An 18,777-nucleotide genomic window follows, 5' to 3' on the forward strand; every position below is an offset into this window, starting at 1 on the left:
ATTAAATTGATTTTAAGTTCTGTGTCAGTTCGCCACGAATTTCACGAATTTTCGCGAATTAATTTGTGCTAATTTGTGAAATTTGTGGCGAAAAAAATCAGCGTAAATCCTTTTAATCTTTGCCATTTTTACGTAATATTTGTTTTATTCTTAGAACTAAAAGCCGTTAAAAGTAAATAACTTATAAGGCCAAAAGTCAGCGCCAAAACGGATGCTAAAATAAGACTTCCGACGATATATTGGGTTGCATTTTTTTGAATATCATCGAGTGTAACCGAACTGTCTAAAATTAGCGGCGCATCATTCGATACAAAGTAACTTCCCATTTTTAGCGAACCGTAAATAACAAAAGGAATAAAAGGAGGAAAACTCACATTCGAAGCCAGATAAGCAATCACTTTATTGAGCCTGAACAAAGCCGCGAAAGTAAAAAGCAAAACGGTTTGAAATCCCCAAAAAGGCGAAATACCTATGAAAATACCCAAAGCAATTGCGGCTGATTTTTTGAAATTAGAATCAGAACTTTCTAAGATATCTTCGAGAAAGAATTTTTTAAAACCTTTTTTTTTTGCTCTTCTAAAAAAATCTCTTGGTTTGATGTACAACAATGCGTTTAGAACCAAAACGGTATTTAGAATACTGATTCGGGTAAAATCCTTGAACGGACGAAAATGCGAAACACGTTCTGCAGGATCATACAAAATCTGAATCGGGATGTTTTTTACCACAATACCTTTCCAGGCAGAACGCACAATTACTTCAATTTCGAACTCAAATTTATTGGTATAAAATTGTTTTGGAATTAAGTTTAAGGGATATAATCGAAATCCGGATTGAGTATCTTCCAATACAATTCCGGTTTCGAACTTAAACCAGAAATTCGAAAATTTATTCCCAAAACTACTTTTCTTTGGCACGTTTTCCTGTGCCATATTGCGGCTTCCTATCAAAAGAGAATTTGGTTCCTTTTGAATTTCGGCAATAAAATTTGGGATATCAGATGCAAAGTGCTGACCATCAGAATCGATCGTGATGGCATATTCAAAATGCATTTCGATCGCTTTTCTAAAACCATTTCGAAGCGCCCTTCCTTTTCCTATATTTCGGGGATGGTGAATTTGGGTAAGCTTCGAATATTGCTTTAAAATTTCTTTTGTTGTATCTGTAGAACCGTCATTGACGATAATAATATTCGAAGTAAAATCTAAAATAGAATCCAGCACTTTTTTCAACGTTTTGTGATTATTGTACGTGGGTACAATAACACAAAAATTGGTCGAATTAAGTAATTCCTGCTGTGATAAAGTTGGTTGCATTGGGATTTTTTTCTTTACCTACTTCACAAATTGCTTCTCTTTTTCAGAGAAACTTTTCGATTGCAAAACAAAGTTTTTTAGGTATTCTTTCAAAGCGCCTGTTTGCTCTGCATAATGTTCTGTAATGAACTTTTTATCTTCTTTAATATTCTTTTTATAACCCGTAATTCCAGGAACATCTTCCTGAATACTCAATCGAATCATTCTGATTTCGATATTGTTGGGGTCAGTTTTTAAAGTAGCTTCAAGAAGTTTTGCCCCTTCTTTAAAACGGGAAATTTTGCTTCCTATTAAGTTTTCAAATTTAGAATCGACAAGTATTGAAGCTGCTTTGTACGCCACTAAAATTTTCTCATCGCTGTTTGAGATTCCGGAAAGTTTTTCTGTAAATTCTTTAGCATTTGCTTCTGATTTTGCAACGTCAGGATATACCTTTCGAATGGATGCTAAATCTGGATTTCCGGCAAAATTTATCCATAAGAGTATTGACAATAGTAATTTCATAATTATAGTTTTTTATACGCATTGCTTAATTTTAAAGCAACGGTATCATTAAAATATGTGGTGTTTTTCACCTTTACCAAATCATCCTCTGTGGTAGTTATATCAAGTTCTAAACGCAATTCCGGATTCGTTTCCGGATTGATCAATGCCATAAATTTTACATTTGTAAGAGTCTGAATCATCAAAGTACTTTTGGTAATCGATTCTGTAAGTTCTTTAATTATCTGAATCATGCAAACGCCCGGCATAATTGGGTTTCCTGGAAAATGACCTTTAAAAACCTCATGATTGGCATTAACTAATATACGAATATTAAATTTAGCATCTCCTGTTTTTTCTTCTGAAAGCACTTTATAAAAGTCTTTTAAAACCATATTTGTATTTTTTTATTTCGTTTCAAAAGAGTAAGAAATACCTATTTGAAAATTGACATTAGTATTATAATCACCAAATAAATAATGGCTATTAGAATTATTATGATAGTAATCGCTGTCTAAAACATCTAAGAGACCTTTTTTAAATCGAAATTCAAAAGCAAGACCAGATGGCATCTTATAAGCAACACCGGTAACAAACGAAAGATCATTATATGTTTTTCTAAAAGCTAAATTGTCGCTTAAAAGAACATCTAAAGCCGGCCCAAATTGTACCTGAAACTGAGCAAATTTTAATTTGTTAAGCAGGCCAACCGACAAATAACTCATTTGTAAATCCTGATAAACTGTTCTTTCTGTTTGCGTATCTTGATCAATAAAATTACGGGCGACATTATTAGATCCTTGTCTGATGTAATTTATTTCGGGCTGTAAAGCATAACGTTTCGTGAAATTTATTTCTCCAAAACCACCAACATAAAAATCAGGTCTGTAGTTGGCATGCATTTCTGAAATGGTAGAAAGAGACAAACCACCCCTTACACCTGGTTGAAAAGTTACCTGAGCCTGTAATTTTGCTAAGGCAAAAAAAACGAATAGAGCAATTGCTAATTTACTTTTATACATTATTTTACTTTAAAAGTGTAACTAATACCAATCTGGAAAACCTGATTCAGGATAAGATCATTATAGCGATAACCATTATCGTCATACTCAACTCCATCGTAGCCATAAATATCAACTAAACCTTGTTTTAATCTTGCTTCGAATGTTAATCCGTTTGGCAATGTATATCCAACGCCTCCAAGAATGGCAAAGTCAAAACCTTCAGGATTGCTGTTGATATAATTATCAGAAATTTTTAAATCTACAGACGGACCTCCTAAAATGTGGAAACCTTTACCGCCAATGTTAAATTTTGCAACCGCGCCAAGTGTTAAGTAGTTTAATTCATAATTTACATAACGATAATTATAGCCGTTTCCAAAATACTCTCTTCCTTCATCGCCTTGTCTTGAATAGGTTATCTCAGGCTGTAAGGAAAAATATTTATTAAACTTAATGTTTACTAATCCACCAACATAAAAATCTGTTTTAGATCTATTATCATCAATATTAGTTAATGTTGATAAATTTAAACCGCCTCTAAGCCCGGGACTAATTTTTACTTGTGCTTGAGGAGATTGAATTCCGATAAATAAAACAAAAGCAATTACGGCTAATTTTTTCATTTTGATTTGATTTAAAGTTTATGACTAGTTTAAATTTTCATTCTGATTTAAAATAATTCAGCTCAATTTTCAATTTAATATTCTGATGAATAATCTGAATCTTTTCGGCAAAAATATTGTTTTCTGAAGTAAATGTCAGCGTAAATTTTTCTTTTGTTTGAGACGAATGAACGACTTTTTCTAATTTGTGATTCTTTTTCGAGATGAAAAGATAATTGTCGCGTTTTCCATCTTTCGATTTATAAATATCATCTGTATCATTTTCAAATTGTTCCTGAATCAGATATTTTTTTTTGAGTAGTAAACGAAAATCTTCTTTCAATGTATTGATCAGGATCTTTCGATCTAATTCTGATACGATCGAATTGACTTTGAAACTGTTATCAGAAATTTCAAAATCCAATAATTTGTTGCCAAATTCAGTAGTGAAAACAATTCGGTGTGTGGTATCGTTTATTTTTTTAGCAATGAAAATTCCGCTGATTTCATTTCCGTAAACTGTGATGTTTGTTTTATAAACATAATCTGTTTTTGAATCTGAAAAATAGGGAACCTCATAAGACGTTTTGTCTAATTTTTTTGGAGTATAATTTTTTGTGACCGAGCCACAAGAAACTAAAACTAGCACCAGAAAGCAATTAATTATTAAAAACTGAATCGTCGATTTTTGCATTGATCACTTTATTTTTAAGTACAATTCGGGTATAATCTTCAGATGATTCCAGCAATTTTACCTGAACTACGGTTGCTTCTTCTTTATCAAAAGTCAGTTCGATTTGTTTGATGTATTTTTTGAGCGTAGCATCTTTTGGGATAAATTTCGCGATATTTTGTCCTTTCGATTTAAAATACGAAATCGTAAATTCTTTATCGTCAAACATATTTCCGCTCACGCTGCCCACGATTAATTTATTGATTCGGCCAAAGATTTTGCTGTTGCCAATATCAACCGCGCTTTTCTTTCCTTCGTCGTTAATCAGGATTTTTCCGTTTTTAAAAACGATACTATAATTGTATGGTTTTTTATATTGCCACTGTAAGAGACTCGGTTCTTTAAAAATCATTTTACCCGAAGTTTCAATGTCTTTCGATAAAAAATCCAAGTGTTTGTATTGCACAAAATCGGTACTTAAGGTTTTAATTTTTTTCGAAACTACATTTACATCTTGCTTGAAAGCTGAAATTTCAGCATCTGTCATTTTTTGTTCCTGAGCGAACAAACTGCCTGATATAAATAGAATTAGTAATGCTATTTTAGTTTTCATATTTTTTAAAATTGTACTTTAAATTATTTGCCAAAGATTAAAATGATTACCACAGATTATTATTTTAACACATAGAAACATAGAATTATTGAACTCAAAAAAAGGCGTTTCACTTGCATTAACAAACATAGCTATGTTTTAGAAACGAGTTTCTTTTTGTTTACTTTTTTAAACACATAAAATCTATGTTTCTATGTGTTTAATTAAATTTTTTAGTATTACACTTTTGGTTAAATTAAAATCTGCTTTTATTCCCGTTTTCGCTTTAGCGAATCCGTTTTATCCGCGTTAAACTTCATAAGCTTTAAGATTCAAAAGTTCTTCTGTCGAAATCACTTTATAATTGTTTTGCTGTAAAAATTGCAAAAACTGTTCCAATACTAAAACTGAGTGTGATGCCGTGTCGTGCAAAAGTACGATTCCGCCGGGAGAAACCCGTTTTATAATGCGATTGAAAATTAATTCCTGATTTTTTGTTCCACCATCGAGCGATCGAATATTCCAGCCAATTACTTTATGTCCGGTTTTTTCTAAAGCTCTTCTGATTGAAGGTGTTGTAACTCCGTAGGGAGGACGAAAGAAGTTTATTTTTTTGGAAGTGTATTTTTCCAGAAGTTCATCTGTCTTCTCAATCTCTTCCCGAATCTTTCGAGCATTATAAAAATCAAAAAAAGCAGAATGACTGTACGAATGATTGCCAACTAAATGACCTTCGGCAACAATTTGTTTTAGGATTTCAGGATGGGTTTCAATATTTTTCCCAATACAAAAGAAAGTCGCTTTTACATTGTATTTTTTCAATAGTTCTAAAACTTCCAAAGTAAAAATGCCTGGTCCGTCATCAAACGTAATGGCAATTTTTTTTTCTTTTTCTAATGGATTATTGCAGAAAGCTTTTACATGATAATTAGACGGAATTCGGGAAGAACCAATAGCGTTAATTCCTAACCAAATCAAAACAATTGCGATAAACCATACCCAACTAATTGCTGTATAAAAGTTCAGGAGAACGAGTAAAAGCAATAAAAAGAGAAAGAATAACGAAATGTTTTTATGCGTTATCATTTTGAGATCAAAGTAAAACTATGATTTTTTCCATTCAATTGATTGTACAATAAAATGGTTTTATAAACTGGTTTTTCAACCGAATTTACTTTTATGATTTCAGGAATTTCCTGAGTTTTAATAATTTTAGCTGCCATCCAAAAAGCAAAAGCAGATGCTGTATCGTACTCTCCGCTTAAATGTTTGTAATACAAAACAGGTGTTTTTGCGAAAGCATTTTCAGCAAGATTCTTGTAATAGTTTTCGAAATCTATATTTCCGTCAAATCCTAAAACTAAAGCGTCAATATCAAAAATTTCTAAATTATTAGATTTCAAAAACGATTTAATTTCAGCTTCGATTTCGTTTTCTTCGAGCGTATTTACAATGGCAATATCCAGAACTTCAGCATAGGTAGTTTCTTTTCTTTCATTTTCTAAAACAAAAAAACTGGCACCTTCACCATAAACTGCTCCGCTAGTCGAAGAATTTAAAAGATCATAAGGCGCTGAATTATCAGCTTTGATGCGTCCGTTTAATTTGAAAAGAGCAGCAGTATAATCACCATTTTCATCAACTCCGCCTATTAAAACCGACTGAGCTTCGTCTTCTTCGATTTGCATTTTAGCATCTAAAAGTGCCGATTCAAAAGAAACAGCGCCATTTACATACGTAAAATTATACCCTTTACATTGCTGTAATAAAGCGATTTGCGCACCAACGGTATTATGGGTAGATTGAATAAACGAAGTTGGTGTTAAAAATTCTTCGTTATTATCCAGAATACTTTTCAGGAATTTTTCAGAATCTTCGATGCATCCTAAACCGGTTCCGGTAATGATAGCATCTACTTTTTCGACATTGGCATCTTTCATGGCCAGGGCCGAAGCAACGATTCCGTTTTTCACTCCTTTTGCCATTCTACGGCTTGCGGCAGGAGAAATGTATTCTTTGTAAACCGGCGGAAGAATCGCCAGTACATTTTGATCATGATTGACAATAGCTTCTTCTAAAAAAACAGTATCAAATGTTTTTTGAGTCGAAATACAGCCTACTCCATTTATATATGTTTTTTTCATGCGAAGATTAAATTTGTTTTTTTAAAGGAACATGGAATCGTCATTGTTAATTTATTTTTTATTGGAATCATGACGATTTCATTTTAGCTTTTTGAAAATATAAGAGTGGAACAATTTCCTCCAAAACCAAAAGAGTTGGATAAAACGTGTTCGATGTTTTTATTTTTTAACGAAGTCTGCGGTTGCAAATCAAATTCTTCCATTGGATTTTCGAAATTCAAGTTTGGATACACCACATTATTCTGAATCGCCAAAACACTGTAAACAGCTTCAATTGCTGCAGCTGCTGCCAAAGTATGTCCGGTAAAAGGCTTTGTCGAACTAAAATCGGGAACTTTTTCATCCTGATAGATTCTCAACAACGCTCTTCCTTCAGATAAATCGTTATTTGGAGTTGCCGTTCCATGTACGTTGATATAGTCGATTTGAGAAGGTTTTAAACCCGAAACTTCAAAAGCTTTTTTCATGGCCAAATAAGCGCCATCACCATTTTCCGAAGAAGCAGTTTGGTGAAAAGCATCATTTGCATTTCCGTAACCAGAAACTCTTGCCAGAACTTTTTTATTTTGTTTCGCTACAATTTCATCCGATTCTAAAACCAAATATGCTGCAGCTTCGCCCAGGTTTAATCCTTTGCGTTCGTTGTCAAAAGGTTTGTTGAAATCGTCAGATAAAATCATCAAAGTTTTAAATCCGTTAATCGTGAATTTTGCCAAACCGTCGGCTCCGCCTACAATCACGCGATCTAATTTTCCGGTTTTAATTAATCTGGCACCCAACATAATCGAGTTTGCCGCAGATGAACAGGCCGTACTAATTGTGGTAACCATTCCTTTTAAACCTAGTTCTTGCGCAATCTTATCCGCAACATCGCCGCCATCATGACAAGTAATGTATTTAACCAGTTCAGGATGTGTGAAATAATCGTAATAATGTCTTTCGGTCATGTCCATTCCGCCTACACTTGTAGCTGAAATAAGCCCGGTTCTGAATTCTTTTATCGATGTAATTCCTGCGTTTTCAACAGCTTGTTTTGCTGCCAAAGTCGCGATCATCGCCGTTCTCGAAAAATTATTATCTGGAGTAAGGTTCAATTCTTTAACCAATTCTTCATTGGTTTTTTTAATTTCTCCTACTTTAATAACATCTGCGTGAACTGTCGAAATATTTGTGATACGAGAAATGCCAATTTTATTTTCGATCAACGAAGTATAATTTTCTTCGACTGAATTTCCAATCGAAGAGATGATTCCCATTCCCGTTATTGCAACACCTTTCATTTTTAGACTTCTTAAATTTTTAGACTTGCTTAGACTTCTTAGATTTTAGACTTGCTTAGATTTTTTGATTTCTGGATTTAGACAGTTTTTAGTCTAAGAAGTCTAAAAATCTAAGCCAGTCTAAGTTATCTATTTAGTTCTGTTAGCGCTAATATAAGCCGCCATAGTTTCGATAGATTGGAAAATTGTTTTTCCTTCTTTCGGATCTACCAATTTAATTCCGTAATCTTTATCTAAAATCACAATTAATTCAAGTGCATCAATGGAGTCTAAACCTAAACCATCTCCAAACAAAGGATCGTTATCAGCAATATCTTCGATTGCAATATCTTCAAGGTTAAGAGTGGTAATGATTTTATTTTTTAATTCTTCTTTTAATGCTTCCATGATTATTTATTATATAATGTATTGATATTTTCGTTTTTATATTTTTCGTTTTCTTCTTCGCTAATCGTGCAAAGAAACGCTTTATAACTCTCATTAAAAAATTCTACCCAGCCACAAAGAACTGTATCAGCTTTATTTGTGTTTAACAGAATGCCTGAATAGTTAAACAGAAATTCAGTATTGAAAGCATCAAATATAAAGAAAGAATTCTCACTTTTAAGCTGATGACGAATACTTATTTCGCCCAAACAAATATTTGGCAATGTATAAACAAAAACCGCCGGACTCGGAAAATAGTTTTCTTTGTCTGAAATCGATTCCTGATACTTAATATCAGTATCTAAACTTGACGATTTATTGGCCAAAACCAAAGCAATATTGTTTTCTTGTTCAGTTGAAGTTATCGGGCTCAAAAGCAATTCAGATCCTAAAAAAGCCAGTTTACTCAAAGCATCCATTTTAAAAAACTTTGGATATTGAATGTCAAAGTTGCGATAGGCTTGTTTCGAGAAATCAGCAAAATCGGTTGGTTCAATTTTGAATACAGAAGTTCCGTTCAAAACGATTTCGTTGTTTTGGATGGTGATGTAGGATTGTATGTATGTTTTATTTTGAGTCATTGTTATTTTATGTAATCTTCTGCTTCATAAGCATCAATAGGAAAATCTTCTTCTGTTAATGATTTATAAAAGAAAGTTCCAATACTCATTTTTAAATCAATATAAACTTTATTTAAATCTTCAATATTCTCTTCTTCTCAAAGAATATCATGAAAAATATATCCGACATTCAATGTTTTCGTATTTAAAACAATTGGATCGCCATTTGCACCTGCACCAATTATTAGCAAATCTTTTTTATAGATTTTTTTATTTTCTTCTTCAAGATTTTCAACCCGTATTTCATTAACACAATTAAAATAGATATTTCCAAATTCTATCCCTTCCCTAAAGGAAAATGTTTTAAAAAAATCTATTAAATCCTGAGACAGATTAAAACTTTCAAAAAATTCAATAGTTTTATCGGTTACTTTAACTACATCAGCTACATAATCAAAATTCTGAATTTTTAATGCTTCTTCAAAAAGGGATTCGTCTAATCTCATTGGCATAAATTTTTAATATCTCTTTTTAAACTTATTTGTGAAAAAAGAACAGGTGTATTTAATTTGTTTTCTCTTATAATCGTGAAATAAATTATATTTTCTTTTAAAAGAAAAATTCTACTTATTTTATAATTTGGACTAAAATTGTATGTCATTTCTGTGTTGTAAATTATAACATTGTTTGAATTTCTATACTTTTCAAAGCCTTTTTTTTTACAATATTCATTAATTAATAATTTGTTTTCTTCGACATCGTATTTACTTACAATTTTTATAAGTTTTTTTTCGGTTGCTTTTCTATAAAAAGAATACACAAAAAAAATGCTTAAAATAAAAACCAAATAATATTCATATCCTGTTTTTGAATGATCACGATAAGGATCATAAAAAATTAAAAAAGGGCATATAAAACCGGCACAACAAAATAGATAAAAAACGAATGAACTAAATTTATCTAACCAACTTTCGGAATAAACTAATTTATTCCGTTCTATGCTTTTGCTAACATTTAGGTTTTTTAAACTTCTCATTCTTAAATCTGTTTTGTTTTAAAATTCAATTTAAGACTCCCAAGTATGAATAACTTCGGCAATTTTCCATTTTCCGGATTTGTTTTCAATTATAATTAAAAAACCTCTTCCACATCTTCCGCCACCACAAGAAGCACTTGCTGACAAAACTCCACGAGTTTTTGTTTTATTAAACTGAATTCTTGAAATTCCCACAGCTCCAACAGGCATATAACTTTTTTTGTCGTTTAAGTCCCAAACATTTACAGGAGGAAATTTTGATAGATATTGAAAATCGAATTTTTTATTATTTTTAAATTGGGCCAAATCAACAGTAAATTCGTCTCTTTCTTTTGAAATTTCATAGGTATAATCTGAAAGATTAATTTCTTTAATAATTATCTCATTTTCTTGAGGACTAATTTTTGTTACATGATCATAGACACCAATTAGTATTCTTGTTTTATCATTTTTGATGCTGTCCCGATCACGCCAATATTGCTTTAATTCTTTATGAAATCCAATAGTATCCTCTTTATTAGTTTTAAACTCAATTCTTAGCGTTGGTGGAGGAAGTATAACTCTTCGATCCATATAAATAGAATCTACAATTTCGACAAAGACATTATTTAAGACATCTTTTTCAAATTGTAGTTCATCTATTTTCTCCTTTGTACATCCAAAAAGAGAAAGCAGAATAAGAACTATAAATATGACTTTTGATAATTTCATTTATTACTTTCGACTATATTGAACTTGTAAGATTTATTTACAAGTTGGAATTAAATTTTATAGATTTGACATTCTATGAAATTCTACGAAAAATATCTGCAATTAAAACAAAAAAGCTTTTTGTCAAAAGTTCTTGTTAGTACTGTCTATTCTACAATGGCTTTAGAAAATCAAGATGTTTCAAAAATAAAAATCATTAAAATTGTTAATACTATTTTGGAAGAAAGAGAATTAAACTGTTCAGCATTCTTTACTAAATAATTTTATTATCGTCTACTTTATCTTTTCAAAAACCACAGCTGTATTACAACCGCCAAAACCAGAAGCCGTTTTTAAAAAATACTCAATATCCGCTTGTTCATTTTTCTCAATAACATTAATCGATTCACTTACACCCATTTCATCAAAACCTTTCGATTCAAAAAGTGTATTTTGGTTTACTGATTCTATCCCAATTACTGTTTCCAACAATCCCGAAGCGCCTAATGTATGACCGTAAAAACCTTTTAAACTATTTATAGGAACATTTTGCAAACCTAAACGATTTAATGCAATGGCTTCCATTTCGTCGTTGAACGGAGTTGCGGTTCCGTGTGCTGAAATATAATCGATTTTGTCTGCGTCAATTTGGGCTTCTTTCAAAGCATTCTGAATACTTCTAAACAAACCTTCACCCGTTCTTGACGGACCCGAAATATGGTTGGCATCGTTTATCGAACTGTCTCCAATCACTTTTATTTTTGCAGTTGCTGGATTCGCCGAAATTAAAACAGCAGCGGTTGCTTCGCCTAAACTTACTCCGGTTCTGTTTTTAGAATAGGGTTTACAAGGTAAATCGCTCATGGCCTGAAATGAATTAAAACCTGATAAAACAAATTCTGAAACTTCATCTCCGGCTACAACAAATACATTGTCATACAACTCAGACTGAATCATTCTTTTAGCCACCGAAACAGCTAAAATTCCGGAAACGCAAGCATTCGAAACTACGATAGGTTGTGTTTTGAATCTGAAGAAGTCAGCAACATTTTTTGCTAAAACATCTAAATGTGCACTATTGAAACTTTCCTCTGAATCATTTTTTAATGCTGTAACATTTCCTTTTGTAGTCGAAAGTATAAAAGCAGTTTTCGAGTTTAATTCGATTTGAGAATTTTTGACAATTGGCTCTAAAGCCAGAATCATCATTTTCTCTAAACGAGAATATTTGGTAGCAGTGCTAATTTTTTCAAAAGCACTGTTTATTTTTTCATTGCTAATAATCGAAGCATAAAATGACGCTGGCATCAAAGCAATATCATTGTGCAATTGAATACCGGAATCACCACGAACAATCGCTTCGACGTTCGATTGAACATCAAATCCTAAAGGCGTGATACAATTGGTTTCGGTGATATATACTTCTTTTAACATTTTATACTTCTTAAATTTTTCCTGAAAGGTTTTCAAAACCTCGTAGGTATATTTCTTTTAACACATAGATACATAGTTTGGTTTGTTTGAAAAAGGCATTTCATTTGTTTAAACAAACACACCTATGTGTAAAATCTAGATTTTATTTAATTCTTTTATTCACTTTTTAAATTCTATGATTCTATGTGTTTAAATTTTTTTGCACACAGATTTTACGGATTGAACAGATTTGCACGGATTTTTATTAATTTTTAATTCGTGAAAATTAGTGTAATTCGTGTTTTACTTTAGTAATCCCACTTTTCTTTTCCATTCTTCGTAGAAAGGAGGATTCGTCAACATTAAATTTCCGTCGCCATCCAGAAAAACCTGAACAGTTTCACCGGTGCAGGCCACTTCGCCTTTTGCATCGATTATTCTAAAACGGTAAATCATTTTGGCAGCGGGAGTATCAACAACCGTTGTTTCTATGGTTACGACATCGCCGTAGCGTAAAGACAATTTATGTTCGCATTTCGATTTTACAATTGGAGTAGTATAACCCGTATTGCCAATATCTAAATAAGTAAGTCCGTGTTGGCGGCCAAACGCTTCTCGTCCATCTTCAAAATAGGTGATATAGTTGCCATGCCAAACGATTCCAAGCGGATCAGTTTCGTTAAAACGAATTCTGATTTCGTGAGAAACGGTTAGTTCAGTGGCTTCGTTATACTGTTCTTTTCTTTTTGTCATAAAATAAGGCAATGGATGTTGTGATAATAAAGAACAAAAATAACAAACTTATTTTTGGGATGATTTCAAGGAAAGAAACGTTGCGTAATAGAACATCGTAAAAAGCTTCTAATCCCCAATTCATGGGTGATGATTTTGCGATATACTGCATGATGGTTGGCATGGCAAAAACAGGCACCCAAACACCACCAACGGCAGCCAGAATAAGTACGCTTGTTGCGCCAAAAGGAGCAGATTGTTCTTGTGTGTTCGCAACAGTTCCTAATAAAATTCCGAACCCAATGGCAGCAAAACCAGAAAATAAAGCGACAACACTCATTAAAAATAAATGCCCTTCGATATTTAAAGATGGCAAACCAATATGTGGAAATAAAAATACCGCCACAGCCACCATCATATAAAACTGAATCATACAAATGGCAGAATAAGTAATGGTTTTACCCATAATCACCACTAAATTAGAAACCGGATTGGTCAATAATCGAACGAATGTTCCTTGTGATTTTTCTTTTACAATATTAATAGACAACGGAATCACGATAAAAAATATCGCAAAAAGGGTCCAGGCCGGAACGTTGTGTTGTACCGAGTTGGGACGCACTTCTTTGTTGTTGATTTTTGGGATTATTTCTTTGAAAGTAATAAAACTCTTTTGATCGAATTCGACAGTTCCTTCTCCCAATTGATTTTGAAAAGTAGTGTAAATTGATTTGGTTTCGATTTGTGAAATCATCTTATCGATCGAACTCATCACGGCATTTTTGAAACTCATTTGAACCGCCGGATCAAAATACAATTTCACTTCTTTTTCTTTTATTACTTTATGCTTTTCAGCTTGAGCGGTTGTATCGGTTGTATCGGTTGTATCGGTTTCTGTTAAACCCATTTTACTGATGATGTTCTCAACATTCTGATCGATTTTGGTTTGCAAATCAACGCTTAGATTTTCCGGAATTACAATTGCCAACTGAAATTTTCCTTTATAAACGGCTTCTTTCGCTAATTCTTCGGTAATAGGCTGATTATCTATTTGGGTAACAACACTAAACAAATTGCTTTTTTCAAGATTATCAAAAACAGTTTTCGATACAGAGCCTTTATCCTTATCGACCAATAAAATCGGAATTTTATTATCGCTAATGGTTTTAAAAGTACTGTCCTGAATTAAAGTTACCGTGATAACCAAAACCAGCGGCATGATAAACAAAATAATCAATCCGCCTAAATCTCGTTTAAGCAGCAGAAATTCTTTTACGACCGACATCCAAATTTTATTGACCATCTCTAAAATCTTTACCGGTTAATGAAATAAAAACTTCCTCCAGATTTCTAGCTTCATCTGTCGAGTCAATTAAACTTGACGGCGTTCCCTGTGCATAAATTCTGCCTCGGTCCAGAATGGCAATATTGGTACAGAAATCTTCGGCTTCAGCCAAATGATGTGACGTATATATAATCGTAGTCCCGTTTTGATTGAGAACTTTCAAATAATCAATAATGGCATTTTTAGACTGAACATCAACACCAACGGTTGGCTCATCTAAAAACAAAACTTTAGGATTGTGCAAAATTCCCGCTATCAAATTGACTCTTCGTTTCATTCCGCCCGAAAAAGTTTCGATGCGTTTGTCAGCGAATTTTAGTAAACCCAAAAGGTCTAAAGTTTCAACGACTTTATCTTTTAAGTATGCACCTTTTAAGCCGTACATACTTCCAAAATAATGTAGATTTTCTCTCGCTGTAAGCGTTGGATATAAAGCATATTCCTGGGGAACAACACCTATGATTTTTTTAATTTTGGAGGAATGATTCGTATAGTTCAGACTATCAATTGTGAAATGTCCTGAAGTGGGTTTGATCAATCCGCAAAGCATGGAGATTAAAGTGGTTTTTCCGGCACCGTTTGGCCCAAGTAAACCAAAAATCTGTCCTTCGTTTATATCCAGCGAAACGTTGTTCAAAGAATACTGGTCTGCATCTTTGTACTTTTTCGAAAGGGATTCTATTTTTATAATCGGTTGCAAAATATATTAGATAATGGCTTTTTTTAGTTTTTTGAAAAAGATTTCTTCTCTATTGGCGATGCTCGAAAGTTCATCGGCAATGGCATTGTAGGCATCTTCTTTGGCACTTCGGTTTTTGTAAATTCTCGAAGCTTCAACTGCAAAATCACGCCATGAATCTCCAATTTGTGTCATTTCTTTAGAAAGAGTTTTCAATTCTTCATTATTTAAAATAACCGAAGCTTCTTGTAAAAAAGCAGCATATATAAAACGAAATCCTCCGCCGCCTGTTCCTATTTCTTCCTGCATACGAACCATTTGTGCCAGGTAATGATTGGCTTTTTTGGTACCGTGTTTTACCGGCCATTTACGGATTTGTTTCGACACGAATTTTATTCCGCGTACACCAACAATTGGCATTGGCGCCAACATATCGCGACAGGTATTTTTGATTCCTTTGATGATCGCACTTTTTAAATCAACTTCTTTCGGGATATGAATTGGGTAATACATTTGTCCTCTTGGAGCAAAAGCACCTTTGGCAAAACGGACTTTGTCTAATTCATCATGCGTTAAAGTCGTAACGGTTTCCATAACGGGATCGCTCACCAAATAATCAGTTTCGGTTTTTCCGTAAACGACTAAATTATGCGCATTGAAATGAAAACGGTATTCATCAGGAAAATAACTCAAATGATACACGCCAACTTGTAATCCGGTTGGAATGTTATTTTTTAAATTTTCATCTAAAGCTTTATTTGCATTTGCCGGAGAAGAAAATTTTTGTCTTTTTATTTTTAAGTTTAAACGATTAGCCAGTTTATTAAAAATTTGTCCGGGCAAAGTTCTATAGCTGATTGCGGGTGCGTGATTGACTTTTATAAAAGGCAAATACACGAAAAAAAGTCCAGAGCCAATACCAAAAACCATCGGTTCGCTGATGTTCAGTCCGTTGTTTTTTAACAAATTCGAAGCTACTCCGTTCTCACAATGAGCAGATTGATGATGTGTAAAATTGATTTGCATTAGTCTGTTTTAATATTTTTTAATTCGGCTACCGAAATCTCAAAAGCATCGGCATATTTTTTTAGGATCGATTCGCTTAATTTAGCAAAAACGGTTGGTTTAAAATGTCTTTTTACGCGCCATTTCCACATTCCAACATAACTGGATAGAATAGTAAGATCCATTTTGTTGACTTCCATATAATAACAAATCGGGCTTACTTCGCCAATTTCGACTTGCATTTTTGCTTCGGCAATTCGTTCGTTTATTTCGTCTATTGAATTTGAAAGTGCGATGGTTTTGGGTTCCCAGCCGGTACTTAGAGTTGTTGTATAATTGCCATCCGCATCGGTAGCATACAAAAGTTCTTTAACGTTGTTTTTTGTTAAGTTACTTTTATCTTGTGGTACTTTTTCTTTTTCCATTTCATTATTAATTTATTAGATATATAGAGCCTAAAACAATACATAAACTAATCATTAAAAATCCCAGATTTGCGAAGGCTAAATTTTGTTTTTTCTTCACAAATAAATATATCATTTCTATTAGTAATCCTAAATAAAAAGCCTGGACTACAATATATGCCATAATAAACATTCCTAAACCACCATCAACATGTCTATGGTCGTTTGCATCACAATTTTTATGAGGATCAAAGGTAAGGTACCAAAGTAAAAAAACCGATCCCACTAGAAGAACTAAAATCCCAATCCGGATTAATAAATGCAAAATGATTTTTTTCGCATTCATTTACACCGAAATGATCTTCTGAATGAATAAATTAATTTCGCATTCTAAAAGTAATTTATGTCCCCATATACTTTCGCAGCGCATGGTGCACAAAGTATAATCATCGCCTTCGAATTTTGAAACCAAAGTTGCTTTTGTAATAATCGTATCACCCACTTTTGGCAATAAATGTATTTTAAGGTTTTTTATCGCACTGATAAAACCCAATACATTTACGTTCTCATTTTCTGTTCCGTCTTCGTCAAAAAAATACTTTTTACCTACAATAGACGAACAGGTTTGTGCTGTGTTTTCAATTAAACCCGCTTCGATAAAAACGTTATTATCGATAAAAACATTATCCTCTTTTATCAGGAAAGTAGTTTCTACGAAGTTGGCATCTATATCCAAAATTAAATCCACCATGAGCATTGGCGCACGGTGCGGTAAATAATTTTGTATATCAACTCCGGTTTTCATTGCTGCTATCATTTCGCTAAAACAGTTTTCATTTGTCCGTTAGCAATTTCTTCATTATTCAAATACGTTACAACATCTACCAAAGTAATTCCTGCAAATTCCTGCAAAATAGTGATGGTAGATTGAATCGTATCATTGATTTTTGGCAGCTTTTTAATCTCAATTTCCTTGATAGAACCAATATATCCTGTTGGAGCTGTTTCGTTTTTCAGGAAAAATTGATAACCTGTATGCAAAGCCACAGATTGCGCCATATGTTCGATTAAACCTGCTTCAAGAAAAGTATCGTTGTCAAAAAAAATATTATCGTTTTTAATCTCTAAACCGGCAATTAAGGAGGTTTCGGTATACGAATACATTTTATCGACCATCACAAAAGGAAACTTTTGCGGCAGTAAATTTTCGATAGCTTCTTTTTCTAAAAGTAATGTCGTCTCCATTAGCAAACGGTTAAATAAGCATATGCAAACGAGAATCTTCCACTTTCAGGAACAGATAAAAGAATACGATCTCCTTTTTTTAAATTTCCTGAATTCATCAATTCTTCCAAAGCCAGATAAATAGAGGCAGAACCTACATTTCCTACTCTCGAAAGATTCATGAACCATTTTTCATCCGCCATTCCGATTCCTTTTTCGGTTAACCCTTTCTTTAAACCTTCGACAAAAAAGTTCGAAGAAACGTGAGGAATAAAATAATCGACCTGATCTGAACTAATATTATTTTTAGACATGGCATCGCTCATACTTTCAGCTCCTTTAGAAAGTATAAATTCATCCAGTAATTTTACATCTTGTTTAATGGCAAAAACAGATTCGTTTAACCATTGTTCCGGAGGATAATCGCTCCATGATTTAATTTCGCCATTTTCTAATTTATCTCCACCGGCGTACATGCAGGTTTCTAATTCGTAAGCATACGAAAAAGCTTCCATCCATTCTATTTTTAGAGAAATAGGACCTCTTGGTTTATTTTCTAATAAAAAAGCTCCGGCTCCGTCAGACAACATCCAGCGTAAAAAATCTTTTTTGAAGGCAATAATAGGTTGCTCTTCAAGGCTTTTTAAGTTTGCTGCTTCGTGGTTGTACATTTGAGCATTCAACCATGATGAAACTTTTTCTGATCCTGTGCAAATCGCATTTTTAGAATTTCCTGATCTTATCGATAAGAAACCAAATTTTAATGAATTCATTCCGGCGCAGCAAACACCAGTGGATGAATTTAATTCTACCGATTTATTTTTTAATAAACCATGAACCATTGCAGCGTGTGAAGGCAGGAAAACATCAGGTGTTGAGGTTCCGCATGAAAGCACTTCAAGATCTTGGGCTGTAAAGTGTTCATCAAACAATTGCACTACAGCATTTTTTGTTAACTCAGCATTATTATGGGTACTTTTTCCGGTTTTATCTATGGCGTAATAACGACTTGTGATTTTATTATTGCGCAAAATAATGCGTCTTGCTTTAGAAGCGGCATCATTAATGAGTCCTAAATAGTCTTCCATCTCATCATTCGAGACAGCTTCATTTGGCAAATACTTTGCGGCTTTGGTAATATATACTTCAAACATAATCTAATTCGTATT

Annotated in this window: 24 protein-coding genes; all 24 read right to left on the reverse strand. The window is 33.1% G+C overall.

All coding sequences use genetic code 11. The annotated features are described in order from the left end of the window. Positions 1 to 128: 128 nt before the first annotated feature. Complete coding sequence (locus IRZ78_RS02650) at positions 129 to 1,316, reverse strand: DUF2062 domain-containing protein (protein WP_194615055.1); 1,188 nt, start codon at positions 1,314 to 1,316, stop codon at positions 129 to 131. A gap of 18 nt (positions 1,317 to 1,334) precedes the next feature. Next, the gene (locus IRZ78_RS02655; protein ID WP_194615056.1) at positions 1,335 to 1,820 is read right to left on the reverse strand and encodes a hypothetical protein; all 486 of its coding nucleotides are present in this window, start codon (positions 1,818 to 1,820) and stop codon (positions 1,335 to 1,337) included. Positions 1,821 to 1,822: 2 nt separating this feature from the next. After that, positions 1,823 to 2,194: a 3-hydroxyacyl-ACP dehydratase gene (locus IRZ78_RS02660; RefSeq protein ID WP_194615057.1), complete on the reverse strand. Its 372-nt coding sequence runs from the start codon at positions 2,192 to 2,194 to the stop codon at positions 1,823 to 1,825. A gap of 12 nt (positions 2,195 to 2,206) precedes the next feature. Continuing rightward, entirely contained in the window at positions 2,207 to 2,821 is a 615-nt protein-coding gene (locus IRZ78_RS02665; RefSeq protein ID WP_194615058.1) for an outer membrane beta-barrel protein, read from the reverse strand. Further along, positions 2,821 to 3,426 carry a porin family protein gene (locus IRZ78_RS02670; RefSeq protein ID WP_194615059.1) on the reverse strand — a complete coding sequence of 202 codons (606 nt, stop codon included), beginning with the start codon at positions 3,424 to 3,426 and terminating at the stop codon, positions 2,821 to 2,823. The genes IRZ78_RS02665 and IRZ78_RS02670 overlap by 1 nt, the downstream gene beginning before the upstream one ends. A 37-nt stretch (positions 3,427 to 3,463) precedes the next feature. After that, positions 3,464 to 4,099, reverse strand: a complete 636-nt coding sequence (locus IRZ78_RS02675; protein ID WP_194615060.1) for a hypothetical protein — start codon at positions 4,097 to 4,099, stop codon at positions 3,464 to 3,466. Continuing rightward, positions 4,065 to 4,691 (reverse strand): outer membrane lipoprotein carrier protein LolA, encoded by a 627-nt coding sequence (locus IRZ78_RS02680; protein WP_194615061.1) that lies wholly within the window; start codon positions 4,689 to 4,691, stop codon positions 4,065 to 4,067. Before IRZ78_RS02680 ends, IRZ78_RS02675 begins: the two co-directional genes overlap by 35 nt. A gap of 288 nt (positions 4,692 to 4,979) precedes the next feature. Beyond that, positions 4,980 to 5,756 (reverse strand): polysaccharide deacetylase family protein, encoded by a 777-nt coding sequence (locus IRZ78_RS02685; RefSeq protein WP_194615062.1) that lies wholly within the window; start codon positions 5,754 to 5,756, stop codon positions 4,980 to 4,982. Continuing rightward, positions 5,753 to 6,814 (reverse strand): beta-ketoacyl synthase N-terminal-like domain-containing protein, encoded by a 1,062-nt coding sequence (locus IRZ78_RS02690; protein ID WP_194615063.1) that lies wholly within the window; start codon positions 6,812 to 6,814, stop codon positions 5,753 to 5,755. The genes IRZ78_RS02685 and IRZ78_RS02690 overlap by 4 nt, the downstream gene beginning before the upstream one ends. An 83-nt stretch (positions 6,815 to 6,897) precedes the next feature. Continuing rightward, the gene (locus tag IRZ78_RS02695) at positions 6,898 to 8,094 is read right to left on the reverse strand and encodes a beta-ketoacyl-[acyl-carrier-protein] synthase family protein (RefSeq protein ID WP_194615064.1); all 1,197 of its coding nucleotides are present in this window, start codon (positions 8,092 to 8,094) and stop codon (positions 6,898 to 6,900) included. Between the two features lie 129 nt (positions 8,095 to 8,223). After that, the gene (locus tag IRZ78_RS02700; RefSeq protein ID WP_017496902.1) at positions 8,224 to 8,481 is read right to left on the reverse strand and encodes a phosphopantetheine-binding protein; all 258 of its coding nucleotides are present in this window, start codon (positions 8,479 to 8,481) and stop codon (positions 8,224 to 8,226) included. Between the two features lie 2 nt (positions 8,482 to 8,483). Next, positions 8,484 to 9,101 (reverse strand): 3-oxoacyl-ACP synthase, encoded by a 618-nt coding sequence (locus IRZ78_RS02705; RefSeq protein WP_194615065.1) that lies wholly within the window; start codon positions 9,099 to 9,101, stop codon positions 8,484 to 8,486. A gap of 137 nt (positions 9,102 to 9,238) precedes the next feature. Next, a complete protein-coding gene (locus tag IRZ78_RS02710; protein ID WP_194615066.1) occupies positions 9,239 to 9,586 on the reverse strand; it encodes a hypothetical protein in 348 nt (115 codons plus the stop codon). Then, on the reverse strand, positions 9,583 to 10,116 hold the full coding sequence (locus IRZ78_RS02715) for a hypothetical protein (protein ID WP_194615067.1): 534 nt from the start codon (positions 10,114 to 10,116) through the stop codon (positions 9,583 to 9,585). Before IRZ78_RS02715 ends, IRZ78_RS02710 begins: the two co-directional genes overlap by 4 nt. Positions 10,117 to 10,146: 30 nt before the next feature. Then, on the reverse strand, positions 10,147 to 10,827 hold the full coding sequence (locus IRZ78_RS02720) for a hypothetical protein (protein ID WP_194615068.1): 681 nt from the start codon (positions 10,825 to 10,827) through the stop codon (positions 10,147 to 10,149). A 273-nt stretch (positions 10,828 to 11,100) separates the two neighbouring features. Then, on the reverse strand, positions 11,101 to 12,240 hold the full coding sequence (locus IRZ78_RS02725; RefSeq protein WP_194615069.1) for a beta-ketoacyl synthase N-terminal-like domain-containing protein: 1,140 nt from the start codon (positions 12,238 to 12,240) through the stop codon (positions 11,101 to 11,103). A gap of 282 nt (positions 12,241 to 12,522) precedes the next feature. Further along, positions 12,523 to 12,972, reverse strand: coding sequence for an acyl-CoA thioesterase (locus tag IRZ78_RS02730; protein ID WP_065451727.1), 450 nt, complete (start codon positions 12,970 to 12,972; stop codon positions 12,523 to 12,525). Next, positions 12,947 to 14,254: an ABC transporter permease gene (locus IRZ78_RS02735; RefSeq protein ID WP_194615070.1), complete on the reverse strand. Its 1,308-nt coding sequence runs from the start codon at positions 14,252 to 14,254 to the stop codon at positions 12,947 to 12,949. The genes IRZ78_RS02730 and IRZ78_RS02735 overlap by 26 nt, the downstream gene beginning before the upstream one ends. Further along, a complete protein-coding gene (locus IRZ78_RS02740; RefSeq protein ID WP_194615071.1) occupies positions 14,244 to 14,996 on the reverse strand; it encodes an ABC transporter ATP-binding protein in 753 nt (250 codons plus the stop codon). Before IRZ78_RS02740 ends, IRZ78_RS02735 begins: the two co-directional genes overlap by 11 nt. A 6-nt stretch (positions 14,997 to 15,002) precedes the next feature. Continuing rightward, entirely contained in the window at positions 15,003 to 16,001 is a 999-nt protein-coding gene (locus IRZ78_RS02745) for a BtrH N-terminal domain-containing protein (protein ID WP_194615072.1), read from the reverse strand. Continuing rightward, on the reverse strand, positions 16,001 to 16,405 hold the full coding sequence (locus IRZ78_RS02750) for a hypothetical protein (protein WP_194615073.1): 405 nt from the start codon (positions 16,403 to 16,405) through the stop codon (positions 16,001 to 16,003). Before IRZ78_RS02750 ends, IRZ78_RS02745 begins: the two co-directional genes overlap by 1 nt. A gap of 325 nt (positions 16,406 to 16,730) precedes the next feature. Next, positions 16,731 to 17,189: an ABC transporter permease gene (locus tag IRZ78_RS02755; protein WP_194615284.1), complete on the reverse strand. Its 459-nt coding sequence runs from the start codon at positions 17,187 to 17,189 to the stop codon at positions 16,731 to 16,733. 8 nt (positions 17,190 to 17,197) lie between these two features. Beyond that, on the reverse strand, positions 17,198 to 17,629 hold the full coding sequence (locus IRZ78_RS02760) for a hypothetical protein (RefSeq protein WP_194615074.1): 432 nt from the start codon (positions 17,627 to 17,629) through the stop codon (positions 17,198 to 17,200). Next, positions 17,629 to 18,762, reverse strand: a complete 1,134-nt coding sequence (locus tag IRZ78_RS02765; protein WP_194615075.1) for a beta-ketoacyl-ACP synthase III — start codon at positions 18,760 to 18,762, stop codon at positions 17,629 to 17,631. Before IRZ78_RS02765 ends, IRZ78_RS02760 begins: the two co-directional genes overlap by 1 nt. Positions 18,763 to 18,777 lie beyond the last annotated feature (15 nt).

This window comes from Flavobacterium sp. CSZ (assembly GCF_015350725.1).
GTDB lineage: Bacteria > Bacteroidota > Bacteroidia > Flavobacteriales > Flavobacteriaceae > Flavobacterium.